The sequence below is a fragment of the Chlamydiales bacterium genome (assembly GCA_016185065.1).
Taxonomy (GTDB): domain Bacteria; phylum Chlamydiota; class Chlamydiia; order Chlamydiales; family Rhabdochlamydiaceae.
Window position 1 is genome coordinate 60,121 of record JACPOL010000010.1, and the last position, 21,311, is coordinate 81,431.

21 protein-coding genes and 1 pseudogene are annotated in these 21,311 nt (G+C 47.7%); 15 read left to right on the forward strand and 7 right to left on the reverse strand.

Annotated elements, in window-relative coordinates; genetic code table 11:
* The first annotated feature begins 2 nt into the window (after window positions 1-2).
* The 3 genes from bamD (at window position 3) to HYX48_08070 (ending at window position 2,148) form a co-directional block, all read left to right on the forward strand.
* Complete coding sequence (bamD, locus tag HYX48_08060) at window positions 3-980, forward strand: outer membrane protein assembly factor BamD (GenBank protein MBI2743853.1); 978 nt, start codon at window positions 3-5, stop codon at window positions 978-980.
* Window positions 977-1,567, forward strand: coding sequence for a hypothetical protein (locus tag HYX48_08065; protein MBI2743854.1), 591 nt, complete (start codon window positions 977-979; stop codon window positions 1,565-1,567). Before bamD ends, HYX48_08065 begins: the two co-directional genes overlap by 4 nt.
* 164 nt (window positions 1,568-1,731) lie before the next feature.
* Window positions 1,732-2,148, forward strand: coding sequence for an ATP-binding protein (locus tag HYX48_08070; protein MBI2743855.1), 417 nt, complete (start codon window positions 1,732-1,734; stop codon window positions 2,146-2,148).
* 24 nt (window positions 2,149-2,172) lie between these two features.
* Here the strand turns inward: HYX48_08070 and HYX48_08075 are convergent, their stop codons facing one another.
* Window positions 2,173-2,460 carry a hypothetical protein gene (locus tag HYX48_08075; protein MBI2743856.1) on the reverse strand — a complete coding sequence of 96 codons (288 nt, stop codon included), beginning with the start codon at window positions 2,458-2,460 and terminating at the stop codon, window positions 2,173-2,175.
* Between the two features lie 83 nt (window positions 2,461-2,543).
* Here HYX48_08075 and HYX48_08080 point away from each other — a divergent pair, with 83 nt between their 5' ends.
* On the forward strand, window positions 2,544-3,212 hold the full coding sequence (locus tag HYX48_08080; GenBank protein ID MBI2743857.1) for a class I SAM-dependent methyltransferase: 669 nt from the start codon (window positions 2,544-2,546) through the stop codon (window positions 3,210-3,212).
* Here HYX48_08080 and HYX48_08085 read toward each other — a convergent pair whose 3' ends face one another.
* Window positions 3,213-4,187, reverse strand: a complete 975-nt coding sequence (locus HYX48_08085; protein MBI2743858.1) for a hypothetical protein — start codon at window positions 4,185-4,187, stop codon at window positions 3,213-3,215.
* Window positions 4,188-4,500: 313 nt separating this feature from the next.
* Between HYX48_08085 and HYX48_08090 the strand changes: the two genes are divergently transcribed.
* Window positions 4,501-5,796 (forward strand): DEAD/DEAH box helicase, encoded by a 1,296-nt coding sequence (locus tag HYX48_08090; GenBank protein ID MBI2743859.1) that lies wholly within the window; start codon window positions 4,501-4,503, stop codon window positions 5,794-5,796.
* Between the two features lie 646 nt (window positions 5,797-6,442).
* Here the strand turns inward: HYX48_08090 and HYX48_08095 are convergent.
* Window positions 6,443-6,874, reverse strand: coding sequence for a hypothetical protein (locus tag HYX48_08095; GenBank protein MBI2743860.1), 432 nt, complete (start codon window positions 6,872-6,874; stop codon window positions 6,443-6,445).
* A gap of 191 nt (window positions 6,875-7,065) precedes the next feature.
* Between HYX48_08095 and HYX48_08100 the strand changes: the two genes are divergently transcribed.
* Window positions 7,066-8,397, forward strand: coding sequence for a D-alanyl-D-alanine carboxypeptidase (locus HYX48_08100; GenBank protein MBI2743861.1), 1,332 nt, complete (start codon window positions 7,066-7,068; stop codon window positions 8,395-8,397).
* On the opposite strand, the gene rsmA is transcribed toward HYX48_08100, so the two are convergent.
* Genes rsmA through HYX48_08115 form a run of 3 tightly spaced genes read right to left on the reverse strand, consistent with a single transcriptional unit; the run spans window position 8,350 to window position 11,445 of the window.
* Window positions 8,350-9,213 carry a ribosomal RNA small subunit methyltransferase A gene (gene rsmA / locus HYX48_08105; protein MBI2743862.1) on the reverse strand — a complete coding sequence of 288 codons (864 nt, stop codon included), beginning with the start codon at window positions 9,211-9,213 and terminating at the stop codon, window positions 8,350-8,352. The genes HYX48_08100 and rsmA overlap by 48 nt on opposite strands.
* Window positions 9,210-10,271 carry a SurA N-terminal domain-containing protein gene (locus HYX48_08110; GenBank protein MBI2743863.1) on the reverse strand — a complete coding sequence of 354 codons (1,062 nt, stop codon included), beginning with the start codon at window positions 10,269-10,271 and terminating at the stop codon, window positions 9,210-9,212. Before HYX48_08110 ends, rsmA begins: the two co-directional genes overlap by 4 nt.
* Before the next feature lie 46 nt (window positions 10,272-10,317).
* Window positions 10,318-11,445 (reverse strand): RsmB/NOP family class I SAM-dependent RNA methyltransferase, encoded by a 1,128-nt coding sequence (locus HYX48_08115; protein MBI2743864.1) that lies wholly within the window; start codon window positions 11,443-11,445, stop codon window positions 10,318-10,320.
* Between the two features lie 268 nt (window positions 11,446-11,713).
* Between HYX48_08115 and HYX48_08120 the strand changes: the two genes are divergently transcribed.
* The 6 genes from HYX48_08120 (at window position 11,714) to HYX48_08145 (ending at window position 17,154) form a co-directional block, all read left to right on the forward strand.
* Window positions 11,714-12,178, forward strand: coding sequence for a DoxX family protein (locus tag HYX48_08120; protein ID MBI2743865.1), 465 nt, complete (start codon window positions 11,714-11,716; stop codon window positions 12,176-12,178).
* Entirely contained in the window at window positions 12,171-13,856 is a 1,686-nt protein-coding gene (gene lnt, locus HYX48_08125; GenBank protein ID MBI2743866.1) for an apolipoprotein N-acyltransferase, read from the forward strand. The genes HYX48_08120 and lnt overlap by 8 nt, the downstream gene beginning before the upstream one ends.
* A gap of 136 nt (window positions 13,857-13,992) precedes the next feature.
* On the forward strand, window positions 13,993-14,868 hold the full coding sequence (gene lpxC / locus HYX48_08130; protein MBI2743867.1) for a UDP-3-O-[3-hydroxymyristoyl] N-acetylglucosamine deacetylase: 876 nt from the start codon (window positions 13,993-13,995) through the stop codon (window positions 14,866-14,868).
* Window positions 14,868-15,335, forward strand: coding sequence for a 3-hydroxyacyl-ACP dehydratase FabZ (fabZ, locus tag HYX48_08135; protein MBI2743868.1), 468 nt, complete (start codon window positions 14,868-14,870; stop codon window positions 15,333-15,335). The genes lpxC and fabZ overlap by 1 nt, the downstream gene beginning before the upstream one ends.
* A 24-nt stretch (window positions 15,336-15,359) precedes the next feature.
* Window positions 15,360-16,205: an acyl-ACP--UDP-N-acetylglucosamine O-acyltransferase gene (gene lpxA, locus HYX48_08140; GenBank protein ID MBI2743869.1), complete on the forward strand. Its 846-nt coding sequence runs from the start codon at window positions 15,360-15,362 to the stop codon at window positions 16,203-16,205.
* Between the two features lie 7 nt (window positions 16,206-16,212).
* The gene (locus HYX48_08145; protein MBI2743870.1) at window positions 16,213-17,154 is read left to right on the forward strand and encodes a methionyl-tRNA formyltransferase; all 942 of its coding nucleotides are present in this window, start codon (window positions 16,213-16,215) and stop codon (window positions 17,152-17,154) included.
* A 442-nt stretch (window positions 17,155-17,596) separates the two neighbouring features.
* Here HYX48_08145 and HYX48_08150 read toward each other — a convergent pair.
* Window positions 17,597-17,716: pseudogene (locus HYX48_08150) on the reverse strand (hypothetical protein).
* Between the two features lie 660 nt (window positions 17,717-18,376).
* Here HYX48_08150 and HYX48_08155 point away from each other — a divergent pair.
* The 3 genes from HYX48_08155 to HYX48_08165 are packed head-to-tail and all read left to right on the forward strand — an operon-like array spanning window position 18,377 to window position 21,309.
* Window positions 18,377-19,264 carry a hypothetical protein gene (locus HYX48_08155; GenBank protein MBI2743871.1) on the forward strand — a complete coding sequence of 296 codons (888 nt, stop codon included), beginning with the start codon at window positions 18,377-18,379 and terminating at the stop codon, window positions 19,262-19,264.
* Between the two features lie 48 nt (window positions 19,265-19,312).
* Window positions 19,313-20,401, forward strand: a complete 1,089-nt coding sequence (locus tag HYX48_08160) for a hypothetical protein (GenBank protein ID MBI2743872.1) — start codon at window positions 19,313-19,315, stop codon at window positions 20,399-20,401.
* Window positions 20,398-21,309, forward strand: coding sequence for a hypothetical protein (locus tag HYX48_08165; protein MBI2743873.1), 912 nt, complete (start codon window positions 20,398-20,400; stop codon window positions 21,307-21,309). The genes HYX48_08160 and HYX48_08165 overlap by 4 nt, the downstream gene beginning before the upstream one ends.
* Window positions 21,310-21,311: the final 2 nt, after the last annotated feature.

Below are 21,311 nucleotides of genomic sequence, written 5' to 3' on the forward strand. Positions count from 1 at the left end.
TCATGCGATTAACTACACTTCTCCTCATTCTTTTTCTGTTTCAGCCTTTTGCAGGCCACACCACCTATCTCTTAAAAGAGGGGAGGCTGGTTCCTGAAGAGGAAGCTGCAACCATGTCGGTTCAAGAGCACTACAGCGCTGCGATGACCGCTTACCAGAAGAAGAAGTGGGATGAGCTAGTTAAGCAAGCCATCATCGTTACTAAAAATTTTCCAGATAGTCCCTTTGCACAAGAAGCGCTCTTCTACCTTGGAGTGGGCTACTTCAATCAGAAAGAGTATGAGCTAGCAAATGAGGAGTTCTCCACCTATTTGAAGAAGCAGACCACCCCCAAGCACTTCGAAGAGGCGATCGAGTATAAGTTTGCCATTGCAGAGATGTTCCAGAAGGGTGCAAGAAAGCATCTTATGGGATGGAAGAGCATGCCCAAGTGGGTGCCTGCGCGTGAAGAGGCTCTTGCAATCTACGATGAGGTCATCACCGCCCTCCCCCATCACGACCTCGGCGCTAAAGCGCTTTATGGCAAAGCTAAGCTTCTGCTTAAGGATGAAGATTACAAAGTCTGTATTGAAACCTACCAGACTCTCATCCGCCGCTTTCCCAAAAATGCACTTGCAGCTCAGAGCTACCTAGGGATTGGCGAAGTCTATCTAACCCAATGTGAAAATCAATATCCCGATCCAGATTTTTTAGACCTGGCAGAGATCAACCTTCGCAAATTTAAACTCGACTTCCCTCAAAACGAGCAGGTTGAGCAAGCGGAAGAGATGCTCGCTAAGATGCAAGAGATCTATGCCAAAAACCTCTTCGAAACAGCTCAGTTTTTTGAGCGCACGAAAAAAATAGACGCTTCGATCATTTATTATAAAAAAATTGTAGCGAGCTATCCCAGCACGAGATGCGCAGAGCTCTCTCAGCAGCGTCTGCATAAATTACAGCCTAAGCCTCCGGTAGAGGCTCTTCAGGCAGAAGGCTCATGAGAGCCCCTCTCCTCTGCATCCTTCTCTTTCTAACAGCATGCGGGTATCGCTTTGAAGCAGACGAACCCGTTGCTAGCGTACGCACCATTACAGTTCCCTATGTCAGAGGCGACGCTGAAGGAAAGCTCACTTCCGAGCTTATCCATCAGCTCACCTCTTCAGGCTATTTTGAGTGTCGGCAAGGCGGAGGGGATCTGCTTTTAAATGCAGTTATCGTCTCCAGTAATCTCGACCAGATCGGCTACCGCCACGAACGCCACGGACCTACGGGGCATCTAAGGCACCGTTTAATCGGCACTGAAAATAGGCGGGAGGTTGTTGTGGAGATCTCTCTCATCGACACCCGAACAAATACGATACTCATTGAGCCCACAAAAGTAGTTGCTCATGCAGAGTATGACTACATCGATCCAGATTCGATCCGTGAACTTCTCTTCATCAATAATGAGGGAGTTCCCGAACGCACTATCACATTTTCTTTGGGTCAGTTAGACTCGGTTGAAGGAGGCCAGGACGATTCTGCGACTCCGCTCTATCGCCACCTCTCGCAAAAAATTGTAGACGGCCTCATTAATTTGAACATCTAATGAACCTATCTCACTATTTCCAAAATGTGCTTTTTGAGTCTTTTTCCGCATCTTTTAGAGTCACTTCTTGTCCTGCTTATTTAAGTATGTCCTGCGAAGTGACTCTAAAATCTGCGAAAAAAATCCTTAAAAAAATCATCATTTTAAAATAATGGGATAGGTTCATGAAGATAGAAGAGATCTGCTTTACTGCCTCTTTTGAACAGCTCTCTTCCATCCTCACATGGATTCAGACGCGGTGTGTAGAGGCTGGTTTCTCTTCATCAGAGGCAAGCAGGATACAGCTCGCTCTGGAAGAGGTTCTTGTGAATGTGATTCGCTATGCCTATCCCGAAAAAAAGGGAGAAGTGGTGCTTACTTGCAAGCTCTACCCAGAGGAAAAAATTCAATTTATCGTCCGGGATCAAGGTCGCGCTTTCAATCCTCTTCTTCAAAAACCAGCGGTTGATCTGCTTGAAGAGCTACATGAGAGAAAAGAGGGTGGGCTTGGAATCTTTTTCGCAGAACAGCTGATGGATGAGATTGCCTATGAGCGCCTCGAGCCCTTTAACCATCTCTTCCTCACAAAATTCTTAAATTAACCCCCTTTCGAAAGAGGTCTATTCTTAGCGGTGTCCACCGCCATGACCACCATGCCCGCCGCCGCCGCCGTGGCCGCCTTGTCTATGGTGCTCTCCGCCGTGATGTCCTTCGCCATGGTGTCCATCATGATGGTCATCGCCATGTCTGTTGTGACGATAGTTGTGGTAATAGTAGTCGTCATCATAGTCGTAGTAATAATACCTACCACCATATCCGCCATATCCCCCGCCGCACCCCGTAAGGAGCAGGCCTGAAAGAGCAGACACTAAGATTCCAAGAGATGCGAATCTAAAAAACACCCATAATAGCATAAAAATTCTGGGGTAAAAAGTTCTGTCTTCGTAAAGTTTTGTATTTAAAATCGAGGTATCACATGTTTGGCGTCAATTTGTCAATGTTCTCTCTGAGATCTGTCCTGAGTATCGCCCTACTTATGGCTCTCTTTGTTCCTTCGATAGAAGCAGCTCATAAACGGAAGCCACAAAAAAGCAGATCTGTTGAACACTTCTTAGCGGGGAGGATACCGATAGGAGATAAGAGACATGACACGCTTGCCTTTGCAATGCAGCTTATGCAGAGGAGAGGAGCCACAACGATTATTGAAACAGGAACATCGCGACTCGGAGCCAGCAATCCTTTGGGCGATGGCTGTTTTACAATCATTGTAGGAGACTATGTCAGAGAGATGGGAGGAGTGCTCTACTCTGTAGATATCGATCCACAAGCCATTGCCACTTGCGCCGCGGCACTCGGGCACTCTCGTAATTATGTACAGCTTTTCACTCAAGACTCTGTGGCATTTCTCGAAAATTTTAAAGATCCGATCGATTTTCTTTATTTGGACAGTTACGATTATGTCCTTGATAATCCCAATCCTTCGCAAGAGCATCATCTCAACGAGATCATCGCTGCTTATCCTAAACTTACTCGAAAGAGCGTCGTGATGATTGATGATTGCGGCCTGCCCGGTGGAGGCAAAGGAAAGCTTGCCATCGAGTTTCTTGTAAGCCGTGGATGGAAGATCTTGATGAATGGCTACCAAGTCATCCTTTCTCAAGAATGATCAAGTATGTCCTCGGTAATAGAAGAAGTGGATGGGCTGTTGAACTCCATTAGGAGGTTCAAAGGTTAGAACGTAGTCGTGACGCTTTTGTTTGCGTTTGTGTTTTTTAATGATTTTGTTGTGATGAACGTGGCCTTTCCAACCTTTAAAGGGATCCTGTCCAATGATCGCTGTAAGGACAAACTCTTCTGGAAAACAGGAGAGAAATGGTGTCCCCATAGAAACCAGCTCATAGTATGAGCGAATGAGCCTCTGTGCTAGCTCGGTATCCATCTTAAGGCCAAAAACGAGTGTGCGAACATAGGTTGTGTGGAAAACATCCACGCCTGTCTGTTCTTGTAGAACTTTTCGTGTAAATGGAAGAATATAGCGATTATTTTGAGAGATATCTTCTTCAAAAAGAAAGGCTCCATGGGATTCTATTATTTGAAATAGGAGATCTGGATTTCTTAGAGGTAGCATTGTGGAGTCGATCCATAGAACACTCGAAAAGCCTAGTTGATAGGCTTCTAACATAGTAAAAATTTTAAAGCAGTAGGGGACCCCAGCGTACTGAATCTCTTGTCCCGTGGGATTGGGGAATCCGCCTGCACGAAAATAGAAATATCCATTGAATCCGGTTTTTTCTAAGGCTTTAGCAAGTGACGTGACAAGGTTATAGTAGTTGCTGTCATAAGAAATACAACAGACGACACATCGACCCCCTCCTCGACCAATCTTAATGAGATCAGTAGTGGGTAAATGTCCCTGCTCGGGTTTAATCAGGGTCTGTCTCAATCCTTTGGTGCATCGATAGAAAAAATCTTGATAAGTAACATCTCCTTGAGACTTATACTCTTCATATAGCTCATCAATAAGCGGTTTTAAATCGATCGTTCTGAGCTGGGTTTGAACGTCTACGTAATCCTCGCGAGTTAATTCGAGCTTTGTTGGAAAATTTATTTGGAAAGGGCTCTCCGCGCCCAGGCTGGACAAGAGAGACAAAAGAAAAAGTAAAAAAGAAGATTTCATACGTTAATTTTTTACAGTTTTTCAAGATTTTTGACTACGAACCTATCTCAATAAAATATTCCTTCGATATTTCGGGGCTTTTGGACAGATTTTTAAAATTTTTCCTCGGCTGTAGTTTTTGCGACACTGCCTCGGAAAAATTAAAAAAATCTGTCTCAAAATCTCCCAAAATCTCATTGGGAATTTTATTGAGATAGGTTCATAGCTCCTAAATAGGGTGCTTTAATAGATGGGGTCTGATAAATTCTACCGATATTCATTACCCAAGAAGATACAAATGGAATTTAAAGATCTAGTTTCGAATTTAGAAGTTCTTAAAGCTATAGAAGAATTAGGGCATAAACAACCCACACCGATCCAGGAGCAGGCGATTCCTGAAATCATGAAAGGAACCGATATTCGCGGTTCCGCTCAAACTGGAACGGGAAAGACAGCAGCTTTTCTTCTTCCTGTACTTATGCGTCTGGCAGTTCCTTCGGCTCTTCCTGGGAAAGGACCCCGTGCGCTTATTCTGGTTCCAACACGCGAGCTCGCAGCGCAGGTGGCAAATGAAGCCAAAAAATATAGCAAGTACCTCTCTCGTGCAAAGACTGTCTGCATCTACGGCGGAACTCCCTATCCTCCCCAATATCGTGAACTCTCCCGCCCGTTCGATATTCTGATCGCAACGCCAGGTAGACTCATCGACCACTTTGAGCAAAAACGCATCGATTTCTCTCGCGTAGAGATGTTCATCTTAGATGAAGCTGACCGCATGTTAGACATGGGATTTATCGAACCGGTTGAGATGATCGCTGCAGCGCTCCCAGCTACTAGACAGACACTCCTCTTCTCTGCGACTCTTAAAGGAAGCGTAATGAACCTCTCCAGACGCCTTCTGAAAGATCCAGTTGAGATCTGCATTGAAGCTATGCAAGCCAATCACGAGAATATCGATCAAGTGATGCTAAGCGTCGACAGCCTCGACCACAAGTACCGCCTCCTAGAGCACATGTTAAAAGATCCTAAGGTGAGCCAAGCTGTCGTCTTTACAGCGACCAAACACCAAGCGGATCAGCTAGCGAATAAACTCTCTCAGACTGGTCTTCCAGTAGCCGCTCTCCATGGTGGCATGAAGCAGCGTCAGAGAACAAATACGATCATGCAACTCAGACGCAATCAAGTGAGCATTCTGATTGCTACAGACGTTGCAGCTAGAGGTATCGATATTCCTACAATTAGCCACGTCTTTAATTTCGACCTGCCGAATGGCATCGAAGATTACGTTCACCGTATTGGCAGAACAGGAAGAGCCGGCGCTTTAGGTACGGCATTCTCTTTTGTGAAGCCAAACGAGTTCTCTTTCATCAAGCGCGTTGAGCGTTACACGGGACAGAAGATCCGCACTCAGGTGACTCCAGGCTTTGAACCGCGCGAAAGACAACCTCAGCGCGAGCCATCGTCTGACAGGCCTAACTCTCCTTACCGCCAAAACAACAAGCGCCCCTTCAAACCGGCAGGAGCAGGTGGTCCCTTCAAGCCAGCAGGAGCAAGAAGAGACAACAACCGCTTCGCCCGCAAGCGCCCCCGCTAACCCCTCGCAGTTTTCCTCTCCAGGAAAACTGCATTTCATTTTTTATTGAAACTTTAGCGAAAGCTAACGATAGACATGTCGGTGGTCCAGGAGAAGTGCTTTTAGCCTTCTCTCGGGGACCCCCAGCTGCCCCTTTGGGCCTAACTATGGCTTTGATCAACGCTCACTGACGTGAGCTATCGCGTCTCGGGTTGCTCGCCGTGCGGAGCACTGCTCTTCGCAACTTCGACGCAATTGCTCTTTGCCCTAGCGGCCACGGCCTGCGCCTTACTGCGTGGCGCAGAAGTGATGCGGCTTCGCCGCAATGAAGAGAGAGACTGAAGAAAGAGGTTTTTACTCTTTTTAACTACAACTGCGACTGGACGCGAAAGGGACCCACGACGAAGGAAGTGGGATGAGCGCCTCGAGCAGCCGATCGATTCAGATCGCACAGCAAAATCGCACCCACAGGAGAAGCGCGGCGAGCGCGTCAGGGGTCGTACAGAGGTACGCCCCTTCTCCGAGGACGCGATTTGGCAAAGCGAGGTGAAGCGCAAGGTGGTCGCGGGAGGTGTGGCGCAAGCGCACACCATCCGACATGTCTATTCAACTAATCAGAAAACATTCAAAATACGCGGAGTTTTCCGTTAGGAAAACTCACTGAGGGTTACTGTTTTTTGCCGATGGCGGCGATGGTGGCTTCGGTGTCGATGACGTCGGTGAGGAAGTGCTGTAGAACTTTCAGGATGTATTTAGGGGAGTTGTAGACGCCTGTCGTCGAAAAAACGAGTTCTAGGTGGGGCTTATTTGCATTAAGAAGAGCAATAAAGGTAAGCGTCGAGGGAGCAGCCTCTTCCGATTTAGGAACGATCCAGATGGCGAACTGCTCATTGAAAAGGGTGATCTTGTCCGGCGTTTCGATTACATGAAAGAAGTTGCTTAAGTTTTCTGGGGTCCCCTGTTCAAGATGGTTGTTGTTCAACAGGCCCAGCTCGTTCAAAAGACCGATGTTTACAGAAATAATGCCATCCGGCACCCACTTCTGTAGATTTTGAGTAAACTCCAAGAATGACTCTTCTAACTTGATCGGATTGATCATTGTATACCCCTTGGCCGAGGAGAAAAATCCTCTCCCCCGGTTTTTTTAGTTTATCTTTCAAAAATCTACTTGTCAACCCCAATCGTCATGAACTGATTGCCTCTTTTCAGAACTTCAGCTATTTTTCTCTCTAGGTTGTGATAACTCGACCTCCGATGTAATATACTAATAGTCAACAACTTAGTTTAAAAATGAAACGCGTACGCCATCTCGCCTCCCTTTTTCTCCTAACCCCCTGCCTCCTCTTTTCCGAACAGCAGCCAGCTCAAGAGCTTCTAAAACCGAAAGTTCGGCTTTTAAAGTCCGATATTTCAGCTCCTTACGCCATATTAATGGATGCCGAGACGGGAAGGGTCTTGTACGCAAAAAACGCGCATACACCCGCATTTCCAGCGAGCACAACAAAGGTAGCAACAGCTATCTATGCGCTATCTAAGAAAGCTCAGGATTTAAATAAACTCATCACCGTATCTTCCGATGCCGTCGGCTGTGTTGCCCCCTCTGTTAGAAGAACGAAACATGCGCCCTATAGATTAGAGTATGGCGGCACACACATGGGCTTAAAAGTCGATGAGCAGGTACCACTCAGAGACCTGCTCTATGGGATGATGCTAATTTCAGGTAATGATGCTGCCAATGTCATTGCAGAATATGTCTCGGGGAGCATTCCCGCTTTCATAAGTGAGATGAATGCTTTTCTCCGTGCAAACGGCTGTCTTCAGACCACCTACTACAATCCTCACGGCCTTCCTACCAACGATCATAAAACAACGGCCTACGATCTTGCCAAGATGACTCAGGTTGGGATGAGAAATCCTCTTTTTAGGGAGATAGTAAAAACAGTCCGCTACACCAAGCCTGCGACCAATAAGCAGCCAGAAACGATCTTCGTGCAAACCAACGCCCTGCTTCGTTCGGGTGCTCATTTCTATCCCAAAGCAATTGGTGTAAAAACAGGATATACACAAAGCGCAGGCCACAATATTGTCGCCGCTGCCTCCGACGAGAATCGCTCTCTCATTGCCGTTCTAATGACATGCGAAGACTATCATCAGCGTTTTAAAGATGTGACCGCACTCTTTGAAGCCGCTTTTAATGAGAAGAAGGTCTCTAGAACAGTTTTTGCAAAAGGATTCGATCCTCTCACGATGAAGGTGAAGGGGGCAAGTACTCTTCTGAAGGCTGCGCTTGCAGAAGATTTTGTGCTCCAATACTACCCTTCCGAAGAGCCGAATATAAAAGCCTCTGTTCGATGGAAGGAGCTCTCTCTGCCCATCGAGAAGGGAGATGTGGTAGGGGAGATCCAGCTTATCGACAGCGAAGTGGGAAAGGTGTTGAAGAGCGCACCTATCTATGCTTCAGACGCGCTGAATAAAACGTTCGTCTATCAGATCATGGAGTGTCTGCAGGAGTGCAAGCAGATTCTAGGACACAAGATCTCAATCATCATTCTAGTTGCTCTCGCCTTCAGTTATCTAATCTGGCAGTTTACCCGTAGATCTAGAAAGTTCATTAAAGAGTAGAAGAAACTGATCTAGCGATAGCTCTTCGGGTCTCGCTTCTTCTATGTTGAGTTTTGCCAGGCAGGAGGCGATTACCTCTTTGCTGTAGAGCTCTTTAAGGGATGAGCGCAGCATCTTTCTTCTGTGCTGGAATGCTGTGCGCGTTATTTTAAAGAAGGCCTCCTCTTTTTCAAGGGGGAGGGGAGGCTCCTTTAAATTCATGGTAACGACAGCAGAATGAACCTTTGGCTGGGGAAAAAAGCAGGTGGGAGGAACGGTGAAACAGTAGTGAGGAGAGCAGTAGAACTGTGTAAAGAGGGAGAGGCTGCTGTAATCGGAAGAGCCCTGCTTAGCGCAAATTCGAAGAGCAACTTCGCGCTGGACCATGATTGTAATTGACTCGATCCAGGCGTGGAGAGGAAGCAGCTTTAGCGCGATAGGTGTGGTAATATGATAGGGGAGATTGGAGACAACTTTTACCTTTTTGCCCCCTTTACACTTCTCTTGTAGAAACTTCTCGATGGGAAAATCGAGAATATCCTCTTTAAATACAGAGAGAGTACCCGGCTCCTTTTCAAGGCGCATTAGAGCATCTGCAAACCCAGGATCTTTCTCCACTGCAGCAACGGAGCAGCCCTGAGCGAGAAGCGCCTCGGTGAGTGCCCCAGGACCGGGTCCAATTTCTAGGATGAGATCTCCCTTTTCAGCTCCTGCGGCATGCACGATTTTTCGTATGATGTTCCCATCAACCAGAAAATTCTGAGACCATTTTTTCTGAGGACGCATTCCCATCTCTTGGAGAAAATGCATCAGATAGGAGGGGCGGGAGAGGCTCATTTCAGGGCGAAAGGCTGAAAGTCAGCCGGAAGACTCTCTTGGAAGTGCTTCTCTTCAAAACTGAACTTCTGGCGCAGCTTTGCAAGATATTGAGCTGTCTCCCTATCAGCGGCTTTTCCGGCGAGCTCTTCAAAGAGGGTATCAGAGACCTTTTCAAAAGGAGGAGGCTCTTTTTTGATGTGATCTTTCAGGTGAAAAATTCTGTAGACAAGACTTCCATCCTTGCTGGGTTGGGCAAGAGGAGCGCTGATCGCTCCTGGAACAAGTTTAGAGAGGGTCTCTCTGTGGCTAGCCGATAGACTTTTATCAGCTACTTCATAAGGAGGAGAGAGTGTGAGAGTAATCGAAGGATCGACCCCTTCTTCTGTGGAGATTTTTTCGTAAACAGTTTGAAGCGAAGTGTCTGGGGTGTTCAGAAGCGCTTCTGCTTTTTGAGTGAGGGGAGCCAGGAGAGCGCTATCCACTGCGCGGATTGAAAGTACCTGATATTTCCACTCTTCGGCAGGAGGGTTTTTTTGACAGAACTCCTTATATGCCGCTTTAATGTCTTGAGGGCTGACGCTTAAGATCGCCTTCGAGTTAATTTTGAACCATTGCATCCGGCTTACAACTATTTCTGCATGGATCATTTCGCGAGCTTCTTCATATGTAATTCCGATGCTCTCTAAATTCGCCATGACGTTAGGCCCGAAGCGCTCTTGAAGGCTCTCACGCACCTCTCCATCGCTCACTTTTAGTTCAATTGTCTCGGCGTCTGCGAGCATCAGCTCATTATCAATCATCTGGGAGAGCGTGTTGCGCCACTGAGTAGTGTAGAACTGGTAGCGCGCTGCCTTTGAAGAGGCGTATTGTGGGTAAGCTCGATTTAAGAAGACATCCATCTTCTTGACGACATCGACGACCGAGATCGTCTTGCCGTTAATCTTTGCAAGGATTCTGTTGTTGATAACGAGATGCTGAGGCTCCTCGTAGGAGGTAGGCATTCCGAGCGGCTCAACCGCTTGGCTAGATAGCGACGCACCCAGAACAAATAGAGCGAGAAGAGATTTTTTCAACATGACAGCAAGATACCACAGACAGTTTTTTTGATCACATTTTGTTTGTTCACTTTCTTTTGAAGACGGCGCCGAAGAAGCCATCCATGCCGCCTCTCTCGGGATGGGAAGCGAAGACCGGCTTTTCAAGCTCAACGGGAAAGTGCTCTAGAAAAAAGGCGATCTGCTGCTCGTTTTCTTGGGGGAGGATGCTGCATGTCGAGTAGACGAGGCGCCCCTTCGGAGCTAAGAATTCAAGGGCTTCAGCGAAGATCTCTCTCTGCTCAAGGACGAGTCTCTCCACCTGCTCTGGGTCGAATCTCCACTTCATATCGGGGTTTCTGCGCAAAGTTCCCGTCCCGCTGCAAGGGACGTCGATGAGAACCCAGTCCATCTTTCCTTTTAACTTCTTCTTATAAGGATCGTCTGAAGGGAGGACCTGCGCATTCTGGATGCCAGCGCGTCTGAGTCTCTTTTTTGCTTCAAGAAGAGCGCGCGGACGAACATCATGGAGAAAGATCTGTCCCTTCGCCTTTGTTTGTGGCGCAAATGCGAGAGTCTTCCCGCCAGAGCCTGCACAGAAGTCGAGGATCTGCTCTCCTGGCGTTGGCTGCACGAGAGCGGCGATCAGCTGGCTCCCCTCATCCTGCACTTCAAATAGTCCCTCTTTGAACTCTTCCAATCCGAAAAAATTAATTTTTTTATGAAAGACGATTCCCGAAGGAGAAACTGGGCTTAAAGAGATGGAGTAGAGGCTTTTCCATTTTTCAAAAAGGGCGTCTCGCGAAATTTTTATCTCATTCACGCGCACAGTAGTGGGCGCAGTTGTATTGCTAATAAAGCAGAGCTCGTCGCATCTGGCATCTCCGTACGCTGCTCGAAAGATCTCATAGAGAGACTTTGGAAAACTAACCCGAATATGCGGGGGGATTTCACTCTTTCCTCGGAAGTCTAGCGGGTTGATCGAGTCAAAAAGAGAGAGGCGCGTCTGCCATGTGGCGGGCTTAGGAAGAAAGTGGTCGAGCAGTCCTCGCCAGCGGATCATTCCATAAATTGCTTCACAGATTGTGCGTCTATCATTTGCTCCCACGGCCTTATGCGCGCGGAAGTATCCAGACAGAAAGAGATCAAGAGGAAGCTGATGATCCTCAAACTTTTCTAAGATGGTAAAAAGATGGTGTCTCTGAAAGGTATTCATTAGATCTCTTGCGCAACCTCATTTATTTCACAAAATCGTTCTTTTTTCGCGGATTTTTATCGCTCTCTCTCGCCGACTCTTTAGAGTCGACTCGCTCGTTTGATCCGAAACTGCGAGCAGTTTCTAAAAATCGGCAAAAAAACCTCCGATTTTTTCAAACAAAGCAGGTTGCGCAAGAGATCTATCAGAGAAGAGTATATCCGCAAAGAAGGTTGATTTGTACGAAAAAAAACTTTATGACAGAGTGAAAAGAAACTTGGGAGTCGAGATGAAAACTTTATTTGCTGTTCTAGGTCGGATCTTGCTTAGTCTTATTTTTATACTATCGGGCATAGGTAAAATTTTTGACTGGCCGGGGACAGAGTCCTACCTAATTAATGCGCTATGCGACCTGCTCAACTACACGCAGAGCATCGTCTGGGCGCAAGATCTACTGCAGATGGCAATTCCGGTAACCCCTCAGCTGCTGATCGTCGCCACCATATTTGAACTCTTAGGCGGTGTTATGATGTTTTTTGGGATACAGGTTCGCTTCGCAGCTTTTCTGCTTTCAGCTTTCCTCATCCCCGTAACACTCACCTTCCACCACTTCTGGTTTTTAGAGGGCCCAGATCGCCAGCTTCAGATGATCATGTTCCTCAAGAATTTAAGTATCTTGGGAGGCCTCTTCTATATATTAGGAGTCGGTAAAGGCAGCTCTTCGTCCCCTAAAAAGGCGAAAGAAAGTGATTAGACCTTCTCAATGGGTTTTATCTTTTCTCAGCTTTCTGATCGTGGCATTTGGCCAGCCGAGCTGGATCCCCTGGCTTGCCCCTGTGGCAGCGGCAATCGGATTTGCTCTCTTCTGGAGAGTGTTAATCGGTTTCCAAACTAGGTTCGCCCGTTTTTGCGCGGCGTCGATCTGGTTCACTCTCGTCCAGTGCATCCAACTCTCTTGGATGACCTCTATCGATTTTCAGGGAGTCTACATCCTCTTCGCCTACTTCTGGCTCGCTACCTGGCTCGGTGTTCAGTTTGGCCTTCTCTCTCTCTTGATTCCTCGGGAAGGCCCAATCAGATCGATGAGGATTCTAGCAGTCGCCTCGCTCTGGGCTCTGATCGAATGGTCGCGCTTCTACTTCTTATGCGGCTTCTCGTGGAGCCCTTCCGGACTTGCTCTGACCTCTTGCCTCACCTCCCTGCAGTTTGCAACTGTTGGAGGCGTGTTGGGACTCTCTTTCTGGGTCATGCTCGTTAACGCGGCTGCGTATAATGTTCTAGATGCCTGTTTTAACAGGCGCCTACCTGCGCTAAAGGGCGCTGTTTTATGGATTGGACTCGCAGCTTTTCCCTATCTGTTTGGAGTGCTTCATCTGAATTATCACGAGGAGCAGCTCGCGGCACATCCCCCTGAAAAAGAGCTTACCGTGGCCCTCATTCAGACAGGTCTCTTGCCCCCAGAGAAGCTCGTTCTTCAAGAGCATCTCCACCACTTCATCTCTCCCTGGGAGCAGTGGAAGCGCATTCTCATTTTTTTAAAATCTGTTGAAAGCTCTTCACTAGACCTTATTGTCTTTCCGGAGGTCGCCGTTCCATTCCATTGCGATAAAACGATCTACCCCCTTGAAAGTGTGATTCAGATATTGAGGCAGGAGCTCGGAGAGGGGGTTCTCAAGACTCTCCCGCCCCTTCAATTTCCTTTTGCAGGGAAGAAGTGGATCGGGAGTGAAGAGAGGTGGATGGTTTCAAATAGCTACTGGACGCAGGCGATCTCTAACTACTTTGAGTCTGAGGTGGTGATCGGGTTAGAACATGAAGATCGGGATAGTAAAAAAAGTTATAATGCAGCCTTCTATTTCGCTCCCAATCAAACAGAGGTCGGACGTTATGAGAAGCAGATCCTCCTTCCTATGGCCGAATACCTGCCTTGCAGAAGTTTTCTTCCCTTCGTAGAGACCTATGGAATTAAAGATTTTTTTACAAAAGGAGAGGGGGCGAAGGTATTTGGAGAGGCTGCTGCTCTTTCTATTTCAATCTGTTATGAAGAGACCTTTCCAGATCTAATCCGTGAAAATCGTCTCAAGGGAGCAGAGATTCTAGTTAATGTCACCAATGACAACTGGTATCCCTCATCTAAGCTCCCTCAGCAGCACTACGATCTAGGCAGATTAAGAGCTGTCGAAAATGGGTTCCCTCTTTTTCGCGCGTGTAACACCGGGGTGAGCGCAGCGATCGACAGTCTTGGTCGTCCAGCCTGTATCATGTGCGAGCTGGGTGATGATAAGCAGTACCTCTCAGGACCCCTTGTTGCAACGCTTCCTATCTATCACTACAAGACCCTTTATACCTTCTCTGGCGACGGTGGCGTAGTAGGTCTTTCTCTTATTTTATTTGGGACTTTTTTGAGACTTAGAAAAAACCGTAATTGGTAATTTATTATTTTGAATATTTCAAAATCGCTTGCTGAAAATAGAGAGGTCGGATAAGTTTCTAGCGATTATATTGCTGTCATCGTAAATTAAGAAACTTGAGAGGTCTGGTTTGTCCTTTCCTTGTACGCTCCCTGAAATTCATAACACTCCGCATACATATACGCGGACCAAGCAGCGCACTCTGCAGCGCTCGGTCTCTATTTCTGGAGTTGGAGTTTTTACAGGAGAGAAGACCACCCTCCGCCTCTGCCCTGCAGAAGCCGATACAGGCATTCTTTTTCAGCGCCTAGATCTTCCTCACAAACCTTTTCTTCCTGCGACTTTAGACCATGTGCAAGGGACCCCGCGCTGCACAATGATTGGAATTCAAGGCGTGCTGGTTCAAACTGTCGAACACCTTCTCTCTGCTCTTAAAGCGTATCAGATCGATAACGTTTTAATTGAGATCAGAGGTCCCGAAGTGCCTATTCTAGATGGAAGCGCGCGCGGCTTTGTCGAGCTGATCGAGCAAGCTGGCGTCTGCGTATTAGGCGAAGAGCGGACTCAAGGCAAGCTCGAGGCTCCTGTCTTCTGGTCGCAAAAAGAGACTCACTTAGTAGCCATCCCTTCAGATGAGTATAGAGTTAGCTACACACTCCACTATCCGCACAGCGATTTTATCGGCTCTCAATTCTACTCCATAGTCGTCGATGAGACGCGTTACAAGGAGGAGATCGCCTCCTCTAGAACCTTCTCTCTGTACGAGGATGTCGCCCCGCTCATTGAAAAGGGCTTTTTAAAGGGTGGAAGTTTTGAAAGCGGAATTCTAATTAAAGACAACGCAGTGGCAAATCCAGGAGGGCTCCGTTTCAAAGATGAGATGGTGCGCCACAAGGTGCTCGATCTGATCGGAGATCTCTCTTTAATGGCTATCTCGTTTTCAGCCCATATTATCGCCATCCGCTCGGGTCATACGTCGAATATCGCCTTTGCAAAAGAGTTAGCAAAATATATCAAGATGGAGAACGCCTAATGTCTGTACGTACTTCACCTCGACCATTCGTTTTCGATGTGAAGCAGATCGCTCGTATTCTGCCCCATCGCTATCCGTTTCTTCTCGTCGATAGAATTCTCGAGATGAATCTCGAAGAGAATTTCATCATCGGACAGAAAAACGTCACCTCAAACGAGCAGTTTTTTCAGGGACACTTCCCCGGGGCCCCCATTATGCCCGGCGTGCTTGTATTAGAGGCTCTAGCTCAGACAGGTGGTATCCTCGTACACCAGAAGGGCAAGAGCGATAAGATCGCGGTTCTTTTAAATGTAAATAACGCCAAATTTAGACGTCCTGTCATGCCCGGAGATGTGCTTATCCTGCACGCTCAGGGGCTCCACGTGAGCAGCAAGGGCGGAAGAATCATGGCAAAGGCGCTAGTAAACGACCAGTTAGCGGTAGAAGCAGAAATAGGATTTGCTCTCATTGGTATAGAGCAGCTCTAAAAACTCAATAAAGATTGGATTCGCATGTCAAATATTCATCCTTACGCGGTCATTGAGCCAGGTGCAATCATCGGCGAGAATGTCACAGTCGAGGCCTATGCAGTGGTGAAAGGAACAGTTACTCTACACGACAATGTCGTGATTAAATCTCACGCCTACATCGATGGCAACACCACAATTGGCGAAGGAACTGTGATCTGGCCCTCTGCGAGCATCGGCACAAAAACTCAAGATCTGAAATTCCGCGGTGAGAAGACCTACGTCACCATTGGAAAAAACTGCGAAATCCGCGAGTTTGCGACAATCAACTCCTCTTGCCAAGAGGGCTCTGTTGTTAAGCTCGGCGATGGATGCCTCATCATGGCCTACTGCCACGTCGCACACAACTGCGAGATCGGCAACCGCGTTATCATGGCAAACAACGCCATGCTGGCGGGTCACGTTGTCGTAGAAGATTTTGCGATCATTGGTGGCATGACACCAGTCCACCAGTTCTCCCGCATCGGCTGCTACTCGATGGTCGGCGGGTTTAGCCGCATCACACACGACGTTCCTCCTTATACGCTAGGAGCTGGCGCTCCATATAAGCTCGGCGGATTAAATCTAATCGGTTTAAAACGCCACGGATTCCCCATCGAGGTGCGCAGAGCTCTAACAAAAGCGTTCAAGCTCACCTACCGCTCCGGTTTAAGAATTTCAGCAGCTCTCGAGATCATTGAAGATGAAGTGGAGATCAACTCGCACGTTCGTCACTGGATCGACTTCTGCCGCAATTCAAAACGCGGACTTATCGGCCTCCAAGGAAGCTCTAGCGAAGAAGAGTTTGAGTCGCTCGAAGAGCTCTTAGAGGAAGAGGAAGCTCAGGTTTAAATTCTAGATGCGTATTGTCTTTCTAGGAACAAGCTCCTTTGCGGCAAGTGTTCTAGAATATCTATTTCAAGAAAAAATTTCTGTTGTCGCTGTCGTCACAAGGCCCGATCGCCCGTTTGGTAGATCGCAGCGCGTCTCCTCTCCTCCCGTTAAAGAGTGTGTGCAGAGGCTCAAGCCCGAGATTCCTCTGTTTCAACCCGAAAAGGCCTCTACTCCCGAGTTTGCAGAGATTCTTGCCGCTTTTCAAGCCGACCTCTTTGTCGTTGTGGCCTACGGAGAGATTCTCAAAAAGAACATTCTCGACCTCCCGAAGATGGGAGCGATCAATATCCACACTAGCCTCCTGCCAAAGTACCGTGGAGCCGCTCCCATGCAGCGCTGTCTGATGGATGGATGCGCGGAAACTGGAGTGAGCATCATGGAGATGGTTCTGCAGATGGATGCTGGGGATCTTATCGAAGTTGTTAAGCTCCCTATCCCTGAAGAGATGACCCATGGAGAACTCGAAAAAAAACTTTGCGACCTCGCACGCCCTGCTCTCACCAAAGTCATCGAAGATTTTGAGAAGGGGAGAGTTAAAAAAACTCCTCAAGACCCCTCCCTAGTTACATTCGCTCCGAAAATCACCCCTGAAGAGGAGCAGATTCACTGGAATCTGCCAGCTAAAAAAATTCATAACCTCGTTCGAGCCCTCTCTCCCTTCCCTGGCGCCTGGTGCTTTGTGAAGATTGGAGAGGAGAAGAAGCGATTAAAAATTAAACGCGCACGTCTAATTACAGAAAAGAGTGGACAGCCAGGCGAGCTTCTCTCCTCGGGTAAAGAGGGGCTTATCGTCGCTTGTGGAGAGCAGGCTCTCCATCTCCTAGAAGTCCAACTGGAAGGTAAAAAACTGCTCTCTTCCCAAGAATTTCTACGCGGTCTACACACGCTTCCCTCCTTCCAATTCTAATATTTTTTCTTTAACTGCGCAGAGCAAAATCCCCGTCCAAGAGTAAAAAACAGTTTATTTGGCGTGCTTTTTAATTTCTGTTTATTTGGATTTTGTGTGTTTTTTTGTTTTTAATTTTATTAATAAACTAACGATTAATTATGCGTGTATTAAAGAGTTGAGTCGCTTTACTTAATTCCGCTCCTGGCGTATGCTATCCGCGAATCTTTAAAGTTTCTTAATAACGTACGCAAAATTGGAGGAATTTATGACTACAGCAGGAGCTACATTTGACGCCAGAAGCTCTCTTGGAACACAAGGGTGCGGATATGACTTTGGCCTTTGTGGTAAAGTTATGTGGTTAGGAGCGCAAGCTAACAACTACTTTACAGACAGCAACGCTGGCGTAAAGGATGCTGCAAAGCTTTTGAGAACTGGCCCTCAATGGGTTCAAGTATTTGATTCAAATGCAAGCCCAAGCTGGCACGCAGCGGATAAACTCTTTAAAGGTATAAAAAACTTTGCTGGCGGTACTCTTGAGCTCCCAGGAAAGATCTGGAACCTCATAGAAAGAGTTGTGCGACTTGAATCAAACCCGAGCCTTGAAACTGGCTATGAGATGGTTGCGGGAGTGAGAAATATGGTCTCTCCGATCCACGATACTGTTGAGCTCTTGCACGACAATCGCGTGATCAACTTCCCAGGCATGAAGGCTCTTGGCAACCTCAATGCAGCAGCTCTCTTCTGGACAATGACCGATCTCCTCGTCAGAGACACTAGCCTTTTGATGGGCAAGGTGGAGATCTACATGCAAGCTCCTGCGCCAGGTCAGACTAATGCTAACGATAGAGCCGAGTGGTCGCTCAGACAGATCGGCCTGATCACTGTCGACATGTTAAAAGAGATCTCCTACGTTGCGCTTGCAGCGTTTGCACTGATCTCCGCATTTTTCTTGACCATTCCACATGTTGGAACCTGGATTCTCGCTTGCGCGACAAGCGCTCTCTTCTTCACTCTTCTTGGAGAGTTCGCAGGAAGATCCTTTAAGGAGTATGCAGAACGCGTAGATGGAGCGCTCGTAGCGGCAAATCAGAACGCAGCTGCGAAGAAGCTTCCTGTTCCTGTCGCTGTTTAATAATTTCTTGCTGACTGTGCCAGCTGCAAGCTGGCACAGCTTTACTTAATTAGGGCTCTTCTTCTAAAATTTTTTGCTGAAAACTAATAAACTTCATTTCGAGGACATATGGGAACACCGACCCCTTCTACAGGCTGCTACGATCCGCTTTTCGACCTTATCGGCTATACAAGCGGCTTTGCTGCAACCCTTCCTGGAATAGAGGCTGGTGGAGAGGCTGCACGGCTTACACCTCTTCTCATGGCGCATTTCGGTGCGAAAGTTGCCCCTGAAGTCACAGCTCTTGGTGCGTTGGGAAAGAACGTGAGAGAGATCTCGAGCTTCCTTTCAAGCCCTGCCAAGATTCGCGCGATTGCGAAAAATGTGGAGACGCTTGTCGAAAAATCTGACGAAGATTGGGATGTTGTGGCGGGCGAGGCTTGGGATACTCTGGTCAGCGGCGCACGCCTGCTTCCCCCTCTCTGCGACGGAGCTCAAGTCCTTCATAATAACAAGATCTTTCAGTTCACTGCCCCTACGATGACCCTCTTTAGCCGCATTCATTCTGCGGCAACGGCCTTCTTCGCCTTGGACTGGATGCGCAGGGACGTTGTCGAATTTTGCAAAGGGTACTCTATGTGGATGAAAGAGGAGTATTCTCACCCTTTTAGCTCTGGTCAACATTATGAGTTAAGACAAGAGTGGGCGTTTCGTAAGATGGGCCTTGCCCTTGCAGACCTTGCAAAAGCGATCTCCTACGTTGCCATGGCAGCAATTACTCTTCTTGCGACCTTCTTTACTATGCCTAGCGCTCCTCTCTGGATTCTCGCCGCATCGACTAGCGCTCTCTTTTTCACGCTGATCACCGAGTTTGCAGAGAGATCTCTTATTGAGTATCTGCAGCCCGCTCTGGAGATAAATAATCATTATAACACCGCTAGAGACCAGGTTAAACAGGGTCTTCCCACGGTCTGCTTAAATGTCATAGGCGCAGACCGCTCTGGCTGGGCTCATTAAACCTCCAAAATTTTTATAGGAAATTAACAAACTTCATTTTAGGGAAATATGGCAACAGCAGCAGCTCCTACCAGCATCTTCGACTTTCCATTTGCGGTAACAAGATATGCAAGTGACTTCGCCACGACTACGTTTGGAGTGGAGACCTATGCAGAAGCTGCAAGGCTCACGCCGCTCTTGATGAAACACTTCAACCCAACAGCAAAAGTTGCTCCAGAGATTGAAACCATCGGCGGATTGGGAGAGAGCACCAGAAGGATCGCAAGCGCCCTCGCAATTCCAAGTAGGGTCGTCTCCATTGCAGGCAGAGTCCAGGAGTTTGCTAGAGCGCCTAATGGCGAGACAACTTGGGATCTCATGGTGAGCGGCGCGCGCCTCTTGCCTCCTCTCTACGATGGAGCTCAACTCATGCAGATGAACAAGATCTTCCAATTCTCTGCTCCCACGCTGGCTCTCTTTAGTCGTATCCAATCGGCAGCAATGGCCTTCTTTGCCTTCGACTGGATCCTTAGAGATTTCGTCGAAATCGGCAAAGGGCTCGATGCCATTGCAACAGAAGCAAAAGACATAAAGTGGGTCAAGCAAGAAACAGAGTATGTGAAGAAAGAGTGGACTGTGTGGAAAGAAGGAGCGACTAAATCTTGGGGAGGCGGAAAAACTTACGACCGAGTAAAAGATGTGCAAATCATGCATCTTGACCCGGTCGCAAACACAGTTGCGTCTCCAGCAGAAGGAGATCTGTTGACCAGGGTTATCAACACAAAATCTTTGGTCCCTGGAAACAAAGGTAACGAGATGAGAGAGGGGTGGGCCCTTAGAAAGATCGGGCTTGCGCTTGTCGATCTCTGTAAAGCTGTCTCCTACGTCGCGCTCGCCATGTTCGCGCTTCTCTCTGCTTCTGCTTTCTGGATTCTAGCTGCCTCTACAAGCGCCCTCTTTTTCACTCTCATTGGCGAATTTGCGGGTAGATCTTTTATAGAATATGCGAAAGATGTGCAGAAACTTTTGGAAGACCACACAAAAAAATCCGTAGTACAGCTTCAAAATGGAGTTTCTCCTATCTGCTTAAATATTCCTTACACAAATGCAGATGGTTGGACCGCGATCGATAACAATTATAAACCTGGAGTTTTATGACATCCTCTTCTTGCTGCGGCTATCTTGACGCTCCTCTATGGCTTGCTGATCAGGCAGTCGATTATGGAACTACCGCTTTAGGGATCGAACAGTATGCAAAAATTCCACAGCTCGTTGTGGAGTGTATGAAGTATGCGAATCCCAAGATTTCGGCCGAGGCCGCTACGGTCGGCGGGTTGGGAAAGAGCATCGGACAGACTGCAAGTCTCTTCCAAGGTCCTGCTAGAGCAGTTGGACTTATCAAGAATGTTCAAACTTTTCTCATTCAACCCGATGGAGAAAAGCTCTATCAGATCGCAGCTGGCGGCGCACGCTTTCTTCCCTCTTTCTGCGATGGGGTTGAGCTTCTCAATAGCTCTCGCATCATCCAGCTTCCAGCTGCCACCATGACGCTTTTTAGCCGCATCTACTCGGCTGCGACTGTTTTCTTTGCATTCGACTGGATATGCAGAGATGTTGTGGAGCTCTCCAAAGCGATCAGCGCTTATAGGAAGGAAGACACAGCGATAAGTTGGAAAGATGATAATGATGGTTCGATATATCACCCCAGTGATGAGGGTTACGCGATACAGCAGGAATTTGCACTGAAAAAGATTGGCCTTGTTCTTATCGACCTCTGCAAAGCCATCTCTTACGTCGCCATGGCAGCAATCGCCCTCCTTTCGGCCTTCTATGTAGTGCCCAATGCTGCTCTCTGGATTCTTGCCGCGTCTACAAGCGCTCTCTTTTTCACCCTGATTAGCGAGTTTGCAAGCAGGTCTTTCGTCCAGTATGCGCCAACTATACTTGGAGAGCTCTATGTGCAAGGCAAAGGGGAGCTTGAGAAGCAGCTTAAATCTGGGGTTCCTGCTGTTTCTCTGAATGTGCCCTACACGGACGTGAATGGCTGGAGCTTGGAGAGCAAATAAAA